Annotated in this window: 12 protein-coding genes; 8 read left to right on the top strand and 4 right to left on the bottom strand. The window is 69.9% G+C overall.

The genetic code is table 11. From position 1 onward, the window contains the following. The first annotated feature begins 335 nt into the window (after nucleotides 1-335). The 7 genes from ABD858_RS15090 (at nucleotide 336) to pstB (ending at nucleotide 8342) form a co-directional block, all read left to right on the top strand. A complete protein-coding gene (locus ABD858_RS15090; protein ID WP_345037614.1) occupies nucleotides 336-2576 on the top strand; it encodes an RNA degradosome polyphosphate kinase in 2241 nt (746 codons plus the stop codon). After that, nucleotides 2563-3642 carry a CHAD domain-containing protein gene (locus ABD858_RS15095; protein ID WP_345037616.1) on the top strand — a complete coding sequence of 360 codons (1080 nt, stop codon included), beginning with the start codon at nucleotides 2563-2565 and terminating at the stop codon, nucleotides 3640-3642. Before ABD858_RS15090 ends, ABD858_RS15095 begins: the two co-directional genes overlap by 14 nt. After that, nucleotides 3639-4049 (top strand): NUDIX hydrolase, encoded by a 411-nt coding sequence (locus ABD858_RS15100; RefSeq protein WP_345037618.1) that lies wholly within the window; start codon nucleotides 3639-3641, stop codon nucleotides 4047-4049. The genes ABD858_RS15095 and ABD858_RS15100 overlap by 4 nt, the downstream gene beginning before the upstream one ends. 198 nt (nucleotides 4050-4247) lie before the next feature. Beyond that, the gene (gene pstS, locus ABD858_RS15105; protein WP_345037620.1) at nucleotides 4248-5390 is read left to right on the top strand and encodes a phosphate ABC transporter substrate-binding protein PstS; all 1143 of its coding nucleotides are present in this window, start codon (nucleotides 4248-4250) and stop codon (nucleotides 5388-5390) included. 105 nt (nucleotides 5391-5495) lie between these two features. After that, nucleotides 5496-6479 carry a phosphate ABC transporter permease subunit PstC gene (pstC, locus tag ABD858_RS15110; protein WP_345037623.1) on the top strand — a complete coding sequence of 328 codons (984 nt, stop codon included), beginning with the start codon at nucleotides 5496-5498 and terminating at the stop codon, nucleotides 6477-6479. Continuing rightward, nucleotides 6479-7543 (top strand): phosphate ABC transporter permease PstA, encoded by a 1065-nt coding sequence (pstA, locus tag ABD858_RS15115; RefSeq protein WP_345037625.1) that lies wholly within the window; start codon nucleotides 6479-6481, stop codon nucleotides 7541-7543. Before pstC ends, pstA begins: the two co-directional genes overlap by 1 nt. A 22-nt stretch (nucleotides 7544-7565) precedes the next feature. Beyond that, nucleotides 7566-8342, top strand: a complete 777-nt coding sequence (pstB, locus tag ABD858_RS15120; protein ID WP_345037627.1) for a phosphate ABC transporter ATP-binding protein PstB — start codon at nucleotides 7566-7568, stop codon at nucleotides 8340-8342. A 703-nt stretch (nucleotides 8343-9045) separates the two neighbouring features. Here pstB and ABD858_RS15125 read toward each other — a convergent pair. After that, nucleotides 9046-10044, bottom strand: a complete 999-nt coding sequence (locus ABD858_RS15125; protein WP_345037629.1) for an inorganic phosphate transporter — start codon at nucleotides 10042-10044, stop codon at nucleotides 9046-9048. Nucleotides 10045-10049: 5 nt separating this feature from the next. Beyond that, nucleotides 10050-10670, bottom strand: coding sequence for a DUF47 domain-containing protein (locus tag ABD858_RS15130; RefSeq protein ID WP_345037632.1), 621 nt, complete (start codon nucleotides 10668-10670; stop codon nucleotides 10050-10052). Between the two features lie 203 nt (nucleotides 10671-10873). On the opposite strand from ABD858_RS15130, the gene ABD858_RS15135 reads away from it, so the two are divergent. After that, nucleotides 10874-11221 carry a metal-sensitive transcriptional regulator gene (locus ABD858_RS15135; RefSeq protein WP_345037634.1) on the top strand — a complete coding sequence of 116 codons (348 nt, stop codon included), beginning with the start codon at nucleotides 10874-10876 and terminating at the stop codon, nucleotides 11219-11221. A gap of 66 nt (nucleotides 11222-11287) precedes the next feature. Here the strand turns inward: ABD858_RS15135 and ABD858_RS15140 are convergent, their stop codons facing one another. Together ABD858_RS15140 and ABD858_RS15145 are read right to left on the bottom strand one after the other, a co-directional pair. After that, nucleotides 11288-11455, bottom strand: a complete 168-nt coding sequence (locus ABD858_RS15140) for a hypothetical protein (RefSeq protein WP_345037636.1) — start codon at nucleotides 11453-11455, stop codon at nucleotides 11288-11290. 143 nt (nucleotides 11456-11598) lie between these two features. Beyond that, nucleotides 11599-12411: an SCO4651 family lipoprotein gene (locus ABD858_RS15145; protein WP_345037638.1), complete on the bottom strand. Its 813-nt coding sequence runs from the start codon at nucleotides 12409-12411 to the stop codon at nucleotides 11599-11601. Nucleotides 12412-12426: the final 15 nt, after the last annotated feature.

The raw sequence follows: 12426 nt of genomic DNA on the forward strand, positions 1-12426 counted from the left end.
CCTGCCGCTCTCGGGCGGCCGGAGGCGCCGCCCAGGTGGGCCGCCATACTCGCCCGCGGGACCCGGAGAACGCTCGAGCGCCACCACGCCTGAAGGCTGACCCGCGCCCCGGGAGCCGGGGTTGCCGCTCCCGAGGCCCCGACGGACACCGCCTGGGCCTCGGGGGCCGTGTCGCGATCCCCCGGATGTCATGTCCCCGTTACCGCGCATTCAGACAGGCTTGGAACGCTCAGGGAATGCAGCCCGCCGCGCCCTCCCCTCGGAACAGGAGAAAGCCCGCAAATTCGGACGCCTCCGATGCGCCCACAGGCGCCTCCGCGCGGAAGAATGGGTTCATGAACAGGCAGCCCAGCACCGAGGTCCCCCTCCAGAACGGCCAGACGTCCGTCGGCTCCTTCGCGGCGCACCGGCCGCGCACCGCTGTGGGCACCACCATGGAGGGTCTGGACGTGGAGACCCATATCGACGCGGGCGTCGACGGGTACGCGGCGGATGTCGTTCCGCCGGACGGGGAGCTCCCGCACGGCCGCTTCCTGGACCGGGAGCGCAGTTGGCTGGCGTTCAACGAACGAGTGCTGGAGCTCGCCGAGGACCCGGCGACCCCGCTCCTCGAGCGCGCCAACTTCCTGGCGATCTTCGCATCGAACCTCGACGAGTTCTTCATGGTGCGGGTGGCCGGCCTCAAGCGCCGTATCGCCACCGGTGTCGCCACCCGTTCGGCCTCCGGGCTCCAGCCCCGCGAGGTCCTGGACCTGATCTGGACCCGCTCGCGCGAGCTCATGGCGCGGCATGCCGCCTGCTTCCAGCAGGACGTGGCCCCGGCCCTGGCCGAGGAGAACATCCACCTCATCCGCTGGCCGGACCTCACGGAGAAGGAGCAGGCGCGGCTCTTCACGCTGTTCCGCCAGCAGATCTTCCCCGTGCTGACCCCGCTGGCCGTGGACCCCGCGCACCCCTTCCCGTACATCTCGGGCCTCTCCCTCAACCTGGCCGTCGTCGTCCGCAACCCGGTCAGCGGCCACCGCCACTTCGCGCGGGTGAAGGTGCCACCGCTGCTGTCCCGCTTCCTGGAGGCGTCCCCGCAGCGGTACGTACCGCTGGAGGACGTCATCGCGGCGCACCTCGAGGAGCTGTTCCCCGGGATGGAGGTCCTCGCCCACCACACGTTCCGGGTGACCCGGAACGAGGACCTGGAGGTGGAGGAGGACGACGCCGAGAACCTGCTCAAGGCGCTGGAGAAGGAGCTCATGCGGCGCCGCTTCGGCCCGCCGGTGCGCCTGGAGGTCGAGGAGTCCATCGACCCGTACGTCCTGGACCTGCTCGTCCGCGAGCTGAAGATCTCCGACTCCGAGGTGTACCCGCTGCCCGGACCGCTGGACCTCACCGGCCTCTTCGGCATCGCCTCCCTCGACCGTCCCGAGCTGAAGTACCGGAAGTTCGTCGCCGGCACCCACCGGGACCTCGCCGAGGTCGAGTCCGCGTCCGCGCCCGACATCTTCGCGGCCCTGCGGGAGCGGGACGTCCTGCTCCACCACCCGTACGACTCCTTCTCGACCTCCGTCCAGGCTTTCCTGGAGCAGGCGGCGGCCGACCCGGACGTCCTCGCGATCAAGCAGACCCTCTACCGGACCTCCGGCGACTCGCCGATCGTCGACGCGCTGATAGACGCCGCCGAGTCCGGCAAGCAGGTGCTCGTCCTGGTCGAGATCAAGGCCCGCTTCGACGAGCAGGCCAACATCAAGTGGGCGCGCAAGCTGGAGGAGGCCGGCTGCCATGTCGTGTACGGCCTGGTCGGGCTGAAGACCCACTGCAAGCTGTCGCTGGTCGTCCGGCAGGAGGGCGAGATCCTGCGCCGCTACTCACACGTGGGAACGGGCAACTACCACCCCAAGACCGCCCGCCTCTACGAGGATCTGGGCCTGCTCACCGCGGACCCGCAGGTCGGCGCCGACCTCTCCGACCTCTTCAACCGGCTGTCCGGCTACTCCCGCCGCGAGACCTACCGCCGGCTGCTGGTCGCCCCCAAGTCGCTGCGCGACGGCCTGATCGCCCGGATCAACAAGGAGATCGCCCACCACCGCTCCGGGCGCCCCGCCTCCGTACGCATCAAGGTCAACTCGATGGTCGACGAGGCCGTCATCGACGCCTGCTACCGGGCCTCGCAGGCCGGTGTCCCGGTCGACGTCTGGGTCCGCGGCATCTGCGCGATACGCCCCGGAGTCCCCGGCCTCTCCGAGAACATCCGCGTCCGCTCCGTCCTCGGACGCTTCCTCGAGCACTCGCGGATCTTCGCCTTCGGCAACGGCGGCGAACCCGAGGTGTGGTTCGGCAGCGCCGACATGATGCACCGCAACCTCGACCGCCGCATCGAAGCGCTGGTACGGGTCACCGACCCGGCCCACCGCGCATCCCTCAGCCGACTGCTGGAGACCGGCATGTCCGACACCACCTCCTCCTGGCACCTCGGACCCGACGGCGACTGGACCCGGCACTCCACCGACGGTGACGGTCAGCCGCTGCGGAACGTACAGGAGATGCTGATAGACGCCCGGAGGCGCCGGCGTGCACAGCCCTGACCCGCTCCGACAGCCGGCGGCCGACGTCATCACCCCCTACCTCCACCACCAGGCGGCGGAGTTCCTCCGCAGCCTGCGCCTGCACCGCGAGAGCGGCCCGGCCGTGAAGGACGCCGAGGCGGCGGCCCGGGCGCTGCGCCACGCGGCCCGCCGCATCAGCGGCACCCTGCACACCTTCCGCCCCCTGCTGAAGGCCGACTGGGCCGACGGGCTGCGCACGGAACTGGCCTGGCTCTCCGGCACCCTGGCCGTCGAGCACGCCTGCGCGGCGCGTCTGACGCGGCTGCTGGCCGCCCTCGACCGCCTCAACGGCACGGGCGCGGTGCCTGCCGCGCGCGTCGAGGAGTACGCCGTCGTCACCGACGGCCCGGCCGGGAGCGCGACGGCGACCGCGGAGCCCGCGGCCGGCCGGTCGGGGACGGGCAGGCGGGGAACCTCCACGCGAGGCGCGCTGACCGTGGGCGCGGCGCGGGCCGGCGCGCTGCTGGAGCGGCAGCTCACGCTGGCCCGGACGCGGGCACACTCCGCGGCGTTGCAGGCACTCGGGTCGTCACGGTTCCACGCCGTGGCCGACGCCGTGGCCTTACTCGCGTCCGAGGTGCCGCTGGGGCCCGCCGCGGCCTCGTCGGCCGCCGAGATCCTGCCCTCCGCCGCCGAACCCGCCGAGCGGCGGCTCGCCGAGGCGGTGGCCGCCCTGCCGCTGAGCCGCGCCGCCCACCCCTACAACGCGGAAGCCCTGGTCAACGGCCTCGCCGACGCCGATGCCGCCGCCCAGGACACCCCCTGGCACCAGGTACGGGACCGGCTCCGGCTGCACCGGTACGCCCGTGAGGTGCTGCGTCTCGCCGTGGACGAACGGCTGACCGACGCGGCCCGTGCCCTGGACCGGCACCGGGACGCGGCGGAGGCCGCGGTGGCCGCCGCGGCCGCGGCCCGTACCCCGCGTATCGCGCCGGCGACGGCCTACGCCCTCGGGGTGCTGCACGCCGACCAGCGGCACGAGGTCGAGGCGGCCCGGTTCGCCTTCCAGCAGGTGTGGCAGAAGGCCGTGGTGACGGCCTCATGAACGACGTCGTGCTCGCCGCGGGCTGTGTCCTGTGGCGGCGCTCCCCGCTCGACGGCAGGATGGAAATCTGTCTGGTACACCGGCCGAAGTACGACGACTGGTCCCATCCCAAAGGCAAACTCAAGAGCGGCGAGGGCCTTCTCGACTGCGCCGTGCGCGAGGTGCTGGAGGAGACCGGCCAGCGGTGCGTTCCCGGCGCCCCGCTGCCGACGGACCACTACATCGCGAACGGCCGCCCCAAGCAGGTGGCGTACTGGGCGGCCGAGGCGACCGGCGGCCGTTTCGTCCCCGGCAAAGAGGTCGACCGTGTACTGTGGCTGCCTCCCGACGCGGCCCGGCAGCGGCTCACCCGGCCCCATGACCGGCAGCTCGTCGACGCGCTGCTGAAGGCCCTTCACACAGCGTGACCCGGGCGAGCAGGCCCGCGCACCGCTCCGACCGACACGGTTCACCTTCCGTTAACTCTTCCCCGTCGGCCGCTTCACCTGATCTGCCTAATTTCGGGCTTGCACGATGCACCACGCATCGCGGCACATTCCAACACCTCGCACGCCGTCGTACGAAAGACCAAAGGAACCGGCGGCTCCTGGAAGGAACACCCGAAAGTGAAGCTTCAGCGCAAGAACCGGCTTCGCGCCACCGCCTTCGGCGCCCTCGCCGTCTCCGGCGCCCTGGTCCTCACGGCGTGCGGCTCCGACGACAACACCAAGAAGGACGCGACCGGCGCCACCAGCTCCCAGACGAGCGCCGCCGCGTCCAACGTCAAGTGCGACGACGCCAAGGGCCAGCTGCTCGCCTCCGGCTCCAGCGCTCAGAAGAACGCCATGGACCTGTGGGTCAAGAACTACATGGCCGCCTGCACGGGTGTCGAGGTCAACTACAAGTCCTCCTCCTCCGGTGAGGGCATCGTCGCCTTCAACCAGGGCACCGTCGGCTTCGCCGGTTCCGACTCGGCGCTGAAGCCCGAAGAGGTCGCCGACTCCAAGAAGATCTGCAAGGACGGCCAGGGCATCAACCTGCCGATGGTCGGCGGCCCGATCGCGATCGGTTACCACCTGGAGGGTGTGGACAACCTCGTCCTCGACGCGCCCACCATCGCCAAGATCTTCAACAGCAAGATCAAGAAGTGGAACGACCCGGCGATCGCCAAGCTGAACCCGGGGGCCAAGCTTCCGGACAAGGCGATCCAGGCCTTCCACCGCTCCGAGGACTCCGGCACCACCCAGAACCTCGGCAAGTACCTCGGCGCCACCGCCAAGGCCGACTGGCCGTACGAGCCCGAGAAGAAGTGGCCGGCCCCGGGTGGCCTGGCCGCCTCCGGCTCCGCCGGTGTCGCCTCCGCCGTCAAGCAGACCGACGGCACGATCGGCTACTTCGAGCTCTCCTACGCGACCTCCCAGTCCATCTCCACGGTCAAGGTCGACACCGGTGCCGGCGCCCCGGTCGAGGCCACCCCGGAGAACGCCTCCAAGGCCATCGCCGCCGCCCAGATCAAGGGCACCGGCAAGGACCTGGCCCTGGGCCTGGACTACGCCACCAAGGCCGAGGGTGCCTACCCGATCGTCCTGGTGACCTACGAGATCGTCTGTGACAAGGGCAACAAGCCCGAGACCCTCGACACGGTCAAGTCCTTCCTCACCTACACCTCCGGCGACGAGGGTCAGAAGATCCTCTCGGAGAACGGCTACGCCCCGATCCCGGCCGAGATCAACGCCAAGGTCCGCGAGACCGTCGCCTCGCTCTCCTAAAACCGCATAGGCGGCCGGCCCGGCGCACCTCGCCGGGCCGGCCGCCACCACTCCGGTGCACCGCCGCCAGGGGAGCCATCCTCCCCCATCCAGACCGGAAAGATCATGGCTATAACAACAGGAAACCAAGCACCGCCGGCCGGCCGCCGGCGTGCGACGTCCACCGGCCGCGCCGGTGACAAGATCTTCCTCGGGCTCTCCCGGGGTTCCGGCATTCTGCTGCTGGTCATCATGGCGTCCATCGCCGTGTTCCTCAGCTACCGTGCCGCGATCGCCATCTCGCAGGACGAGGGCAACTTCCTCACCACCTTCGACTGGAACCCGGCCGGCGACCCGCCGGTCTTCGGCATCGCCGTCCTGCTCTTCGGCACCGTCGTCAGCTCGGTCATCGCGATGGCCATCGCGGTCCCGGTCGCCGTCGGTATCGCCCTCTTCATCTCCCACTACGCGCCGCGCAAGCTCGCCGCGCCCCTCGCCTACGTCGTGGATCTGCTGGCCGCCGTGCCGTCGATCGTCTACGGCCTCTGGGGCTCCCTCTTCCTCGTCCCGTACCTCGAGGGCCTCAACCTCTGGCTCGACCAGTACATGGGCTGGACCTACGTCTTCGACAAGACCGAGGTGGGCGTCGCCCGCTCGCTCTTCACCGTGGGCATCCTGCTGGCGATCATGATCCTGCCGATCATCACCAGCGTCAGCCGCGAGGTGTTCCTGCAGGTCCCGCGCATGAACGAGGAGGCCGCCCTGGCGCTCGGCGCCACCCGCTGGGAGGTCATCCGCATGGCCGTCCTGCCCTTCGGCCGCTCCGGCGTGATCTCGGCCTCGATGCTGGGTCTCGGCCGTGCGCTGGGCGAGACGATGGCCGTCGCCACCGTGCTCTCCCCGAGCTTCGTGATCTCGGGCCACCTGCTCGACCCGGGCGGCGGCACGTTCGCCCAGAACATCGCCGCGAAGTTCGACGAGGCCAATGAGTTCGGGCGGGACGCCCTGATCGCCTCCGGCCTGGTCCTCTTCATCCTCACGCTGCTGGTCAACGGCGCGGCCCGCCTGATCATCGCGCGCCGCAAGGAGTACTCGGGGGCGAACGCCTGATGAGCCACACGCACCAGGACGTACGTCCCCTCGCACCCAAGCAGAGCCTCACCCGCCGCGGTCTGCCCCGCTGGGCGCCCGCCGGCATCGGCGCCGCCTCCGTCGCCCTCGGCATCGCCATCGGCCTGGTGGCCGGTCTCGAGAGCCGGACCCAGTGGGGCCTGATCGCCGCCATGCTGTTCGTCGGCATCACGTACACCGCCTCCTCCGTGGTCGAGAACAAGCGCCAGGCCAAGGACCGCGTCGCCACCAGCCTCGTCTGGGTGTGCTTCGTCCTCGCCGTCGTGCCGCTGCTCTCCCTCCTCTGGGTCACCCTCAGCCGCGGCCTGAAGGTCCTCGACGGCTACTTCCTCACCCACTCCATGGCCGGCGTCCCCGGCTTCGAGCCCGGCGGCGGTGTCTACCACGCGCTGATCGGCACCCTGGAGCAGGTCGGCCTCGCCACCCTCATCGCCGCCCCGATCGGCCTGCTGACCGCCGTCTACCTGGTGGAGTACGGCAAGGGCGCCCTGGCCAAGGCCGTGACCTTCTTCGTCGACGTCATGACGGGCATCCCGTCGATCGTCGCGGGCCTCTTCATCCTGACGATCATGCTGATGCTGGGCCTGTCCCCGGCCGGCTACCTGGGCTCGCTCGCCCTGGCCATCCTGATGATGCCCGTCGTCGTCCGCTCCACCGAGGAGATGCTCAAGCTCGTCCCGAACGAGCTGCGCGAGGCCTCGCTGGCCCTCGGTGTCCCGAAGTGGCGCACCATCCTGAAGGTCGTTCTGCCGACCGCGATCGGGGGTATCACGACCGGTGTGATGCTCGCCATCGCCCGCATCGCAGGTGAGACCGCCCCGATCATGCTGCTCGTCTTCGGCAGCCAGCTGATCAACGCCAACCCCTTCGAAGGTGCCCAGTCCTCGCTCCCCTTCTATATCTGGGAGCAGTACCGGGTCGGCAGCGAGGCGTCGTACGACCGCGCCTGGGCCGCCGCACTGGTCCTGATCGCCTTCGTCATGATCCTCAATCTGGTGGCCCGCGGCATCGCCCGCTGGAAGGCCCCGAAGACCGGCCGCTGAGGCCACTGGAAGTGATGTAGAAATGGCCAAGCGAATCGACGTCAGCGGCCTCACCGCCTACTACGGCTCCCACAAGGCGATCGAGGACATCTCGATGACCGTGGAGCCCCGCTCCGTCACCGCCTTCATCGGCCCGTCCGGCTGCGGCAAGTCCACCTTCCTGCGCACCCTGAACCGTATGCACGAGGTCACCCCCGGCGGCCGCGTCGAGGGCAAGGTGATGCTGGACGACGAGAACCTGTACGGCGCGAACGTCGACCCGGTCGCGGTGCGCCGCACGGTCGGTATGGTGTTCCAGCGCCCGAACCCCTTCCCGACCATGTCGATCTTCGACAATGTCGCGGCGGGCCTGCGCCTCAACGGCAAGTACGGCAAGAACCAGCTGGGCGACATCGTCGAGCGGTCGCTGCGCGGCGCCAACCTCTGGAACGAGGTCAAGGACCGCCTCAACAAGCCCGGCTCCGGCCTCTCCGGCGGCCAGCAGCAGCGTCTGTGCATCGCCCGCGCCATCGCGGTCGAGCCGGAGGTCCTGCTGATGGACGAGCCGTGCTCCGCCCTGGACCCGATCTCCACCCTCGCCATCGAGGACCTGATCGGCGAGCTGAAGGACCGCTTCACGATCGTCATCGTGACGCACAACATGCAGCAGGCGGCCCGTGTCTCGGACCGTACGGCCTTCTTCAACCTCGCGGGGGTCGGCCAGCCCGGCCGTCTCATCGAGATCGACGAGACCGAGCGGATCTTCTCCAACCCGTCCGTCCAGGCGACCGAGGACTACATCTCCGGGCGCTTCGGATAGTCGTCCTGAAACGTGGCCGACCTGGGCCAGGGGCGTTGACGGTCGCTGCCGGTGGCGGGTTCACCAGGCGCGACCTCAAGTCCCGTGGCCGTCGGCTCTCGGACTGCCTTGCGGTGCTGCATGGCGGTGCCACCGCAGGGCAACGGGCCCGCTCCCCGGCCAGGGGGCGGGCCCGTTCCTTTGCCCTCTGCCGCCACCGCGGCAGTCCTCGCATCCACCGGTCTCACACCGGTCGCCGCTGCCCCACCCGCAGCGGCAAGCACCACAGCCGCAGTACGGCTCCGCCACCGGGCGGCGGTACGACAAGCCCACGCTCATCAGCGCCGCCTCGGCCGGCGTGCAGGGGCATCCGCCCCGGACCGAACCCGGCGCACCGAGCAGCGCGCCCCCGCCGGATCCTTCCGGCGGGGGCGCGCTGTCGTAGGTCACAAACGGGGTCAGCCGAACGCCAGGTAGACCACGCCATAGCTCGCCGCAGCGACCAGCGCCGCGGCCGGCATCGTGATACCGCATCCCCCGGGGGACACCCCCCGGACCCCCGGCAGAGAGCCACCGCAGCCGGGGCTCGCGTCAGCCGAACGCCAGGTAGACCACGCCATAGCTCGCCGCAGCGACCAGCGCCGCAGCCGGCATCGTGATACCGCATCCCCCGGGGGACACCCCCCGGACCCCCGGCAGAGAGCCGCCGCAGCCGGGGCTCCCGTCAGCCGAACGCCAGGTAGACCACGCCATAGCTCGCCGCAGCGACCAGCGCCGCAGCCGGCATCGTGATGAACCAGCCCAGCACGATGTTCTTGGCGACGCCCCAGCGGACCGCGTTGACGCGCTTCGTCGCGCCCACGCCCATGATCGCCGAGGTGATGACATGCGTCGTGGAGATCGGCGCGTGGAACATGAAGGACGCCGTGTACATCACGGACGCCGCCGTGGTCTCCGCCGCGAACCCCTGCGGCGGGTCCAGCTCGATGATCCGCCGGCCCAGCGTGCGCATGATGCGCCAGCCGCCCGCGTACGTACCCAGCGACAGCATCAGCGCGCAGGAGATCTTCACCCACGCCGGAATCGGGTCGCCGGCCTGCTCGACATCGGCGATGACCAGGGCCATCACCACGACGCCCATGGTCTTCTGCGCGTCCTGGAGACCGTGGCCGAGCGCCATGCCCGCCGCCGAGACGGTCTGCGCTATCCGGAAGCCCCTCTTCGTCTTGTGCGGGCCCGACTTGCGGAAGATCCACATGATGACGGCCATCACCAAATAGCCGAGGATCAGTCCCACGACCGGCGAGAGGAACATCGGGATGATGACCTTGTCGATCACGCCCGACCAGATGACCTGGGTCCCGCCGGCGAGCGCCGCACCCACCATTCCGCCGAACAGCGCGTGCGAGGAGGACGACGGCAGACCGAAGTACCAGGTGATCAGGTTCCAGACGATCGCGCCGACCAGCGCGGCGAAGAGGATGCCCATCCCCTTGTCGCCGGTCGGGGTCGCGATGAGCCCCTCGCTGACGGTCTTGGCGACGCCCTGTCCCAGGAAGGCACCGGCGAGGTTCATGACCGCGGCCATGGCGAGCGCGGCGCGCGGGGTCAGGGCCCGCGTCGACACCGAGGTGGCGATGGCGTTCGCCGAGTCGTGGAAACCGTTCGTATACGTGAAGCCGAGCGCGACCGCGATGGTCACGACAAGAGCAAAGGTGTCCACGAAGCTCAGGACTCCTTGACCGCGATGGTCTCCACCGTGTTCGCCACATGCTCGAAGGCGTCGGCCGCCTCTTCCAGCACATCCACGATCTGCTTGAGCTTGAGCACCTCGATGGCGTCGTACTTGCCGTTGAAGAGCTGGGCGAGCAGCTTGCGGTGGATCTGGTCGGCCTGGTTCTCGAGCCGGTTGACCTCGATCCAGTACTCGGTGAGGTTGTCCATCGTGCGCAGGCTCGGCATCGCCTCGGCCGTCAGCTCGGCGGCCCGGGCCAGTACCTCGATCTGCTGCTCGACGCCCTTCGGCAGCTCCTCGACGTTGTAGAGGACGACCAGGTCGACGGCCTCCTCCATGAAGTCCATGATGTCGTCGAGCGACGATGCGAGGGAGTAGATGTCCTCACGGTCGAACGGCGTGATGAACGAGGAGTTCAGCTGGTGGAAGATCGCGTGTGTGGCATCGTCACCTGCGTGCTCCGCTGCCCGCATCCGTTCTGCGATCTCGGCCCGGGAAGCGGGATCCGCCCCGAGCAGTTCCATCAGGAGTTTCGAGCCCGTGACGATGTTGTCCGCGGACGCGGAGAACATGTCGTAGAAACTCGTCTCCCTGGGGGTCAGACGAAATCGCACGTGGGGTCCTCGGGGTGCTTCGGGTTCGGTCAGGCTGATGCTAGGCGCATCATCCGGCCACGACTAACCGGCAATACCCCAGTGTCGCCCATGGGGCGCGTCGGCCAACACGGGCCCCCTGCCCCTTCTCGCACGATTCGTTACCATATACCCAACAGGGGTATAGCGATCTGTTTCGGACAGAACACATACGGGAGGACGCGATGACGACGACCGAGGCGACCTCCGGGCACGACGCCCCCGCAGCCCACGCGGGGCACGAAGCCGGCGTGCACGGCTACCACAAGCAGAAGGACGAGCACCTCAAGCGGCTGCGCCGCATCGAGGGCCAGATCCGCGGACTCCAGCGGCTCGTCGACGAGGACACCTACTGCATCGACATACTCACCCAGGTCTCCGCGAGCACCAAGGCGCTTCAGTCCTTCGCCCTCCAGCTGCTGGAGGAGCATCTGCGCCACTGCGTCGCCGACGCCGCCGTCACCGGCGGGGACGAGATCGACGCCAAGGTCGAGGAGGCCACCAAGGCGATCGGCCGGCTGCTGCGGACATGACCGTACGGCCTGAGAGGTGACCCGGTGCCGGGGCGCGGTGGGGGACGGGCCGCGCCCCTGTCGGGATCAGCCGGCGGGCCCGCGGGCCACCACCTTCAGCACCTCGTCGATACGGTCCGGGCTGAGCCGCTCCTCGGCCGCGGACGACGCCGCGATGATCAGTTCACCGCACAGCTCTATCTCGGCGAGGGCCACGTGGTCCTGAACCGTCGCCGCCGTGCTCGGCGGAGCCACGTGCCACCCCCCTTCCTGCCGTCGGATCCTGCCGCCGCGGCTCCAGGGTAGGGAGCGCGGCACACGGCCCGCATGGCACGGACGGACCATTTCGCAAGCCCCCACAGCCCCCCTTCCGGGCGGTTCGGAACCCTCCCGCAGGGCTACGACTCGATCTTTCCCGCGTAGATGTCGCCCTGCTCGGGCAGCCGCACCGTCACCGGCGACCCGAACGCGTACAGCAGTGTCGTCGACGCGACGGCGACCGTACGGCCCTGGTTGTCGTAGCTGAACAGGTGCCGCACCTTGCACAGCCTGCCCCGCTCGTCGAGATACGCGTCGAACGGCACGGTGTCCGTGGTGAACCCTTTCGCCGCCGCCACGAGCGAGCCCCTCGTCTGCTCCCCCGCCACTACCGCGGCCCGTGAGATGTCCGTCACCCCGCGGTAGTGCCGCACCCTGACCCCGGCCAGCTCCGTCTCCCCCACGTAGACCACCGAGCGCGCGCCACGCAGCAGCTCCGCGGCGGCCAGCGGATCGGTCGCCCCGCCGGTCACCAGATTCCCGTCGGCCAGCGACGTCGTGTCCACCCGCACCCACTTGTCGGCCGGCACCCCCGCGCCCCGGTTCTTCATGTAGAGCGCACCGGGCGTCAGCAGCTCCGTGATGGGCCGGTGTTCATCCACCCCGGCCGGATCCGGCGGCAGCAGCACCTTCAACTCCCCCATCCGGCTGTGGAAGTCGTACCCGCCCTCTCCCCTGATCGTCAGCCGTGTCCCGCCCGCCGCCATCTCCATGGCCGTACGGGTCCTGGCGCTCCCGGCGCTGCTCAGCACATCGGCGGCCCGGCGCACGGCCTCCTCGGGATCGGCTGCGCCATGGTCCTCCAGGGACGCCCCGCCGCCCGCGCACCCGGCCATCACCGCCCACAGGCCGGCCACGGCGCCGACCCGCCACCTGTGCCGCTGCACCACCATCGCCCGCCAACCCCC

It is taken from the genome of Streptomyces sannanensis (assembly GCF_039536205.1).
Classification (GTDB): domain Bacteria; phylum Actinomycetota; class Actinomycetes; order Streptomycetales; family Streptomycetaceae; genus Streptomyces; species Streptomyces sannanensis.

Excerpts from the sequence above, each read along its gene's own strand:
- ABD858_RS15090 (WP_345037614.1), top strand. The coding sequence starts at position 336 with ATGAACAGGCAGCCCAGCACCGAGGTCCCCCTCCAGAACGGCCAGACG.
- ABD858_RS15100 (WP_345037618.1), top strand. The coding sequence starts at position 3,639 with ATGAACGACGTCGTGCTCGCCGCGGGCTGTGTCCTGTGGCGGCGCTCC.
- pstC (WP_345037623.1), top strand. The coding sequence starts at position 5,496 with ATGGCTATAACAACAGGAAACCAAGCACCGCCGGCCGGCCGCCGGCGT.
- pstA (WP_345037625.1), top strand. The coding sequence starts at position 6,479 with ATGAGCCACACGCACCAGGACGTACGTCCCCTCGCACCCAAGCAGAGC.
- pstB (WP_345037627.1), top strand. The coding sequence starts at position 7,566 with ATGGCCAAGCGAATCGACGTCAGCGGCCTCACCGCCTACTACGGCTCC.
- ABD858_RS15135 (WP_345037634.1), top strand. The coding sequence starts at position 10,874 with ATGACGACGACCGAGGCGACCTCCGGGCACGACGCCCCCGCAGCCCAC.
- ABD858_RS15145 (WP_345037638.1), bottom strand. The coding sequence starts at position 12,411 with ATGGTGGTGCAGCGGCACAGGTGGCGGGTCGGCGCCGTGGCCGGCCTG.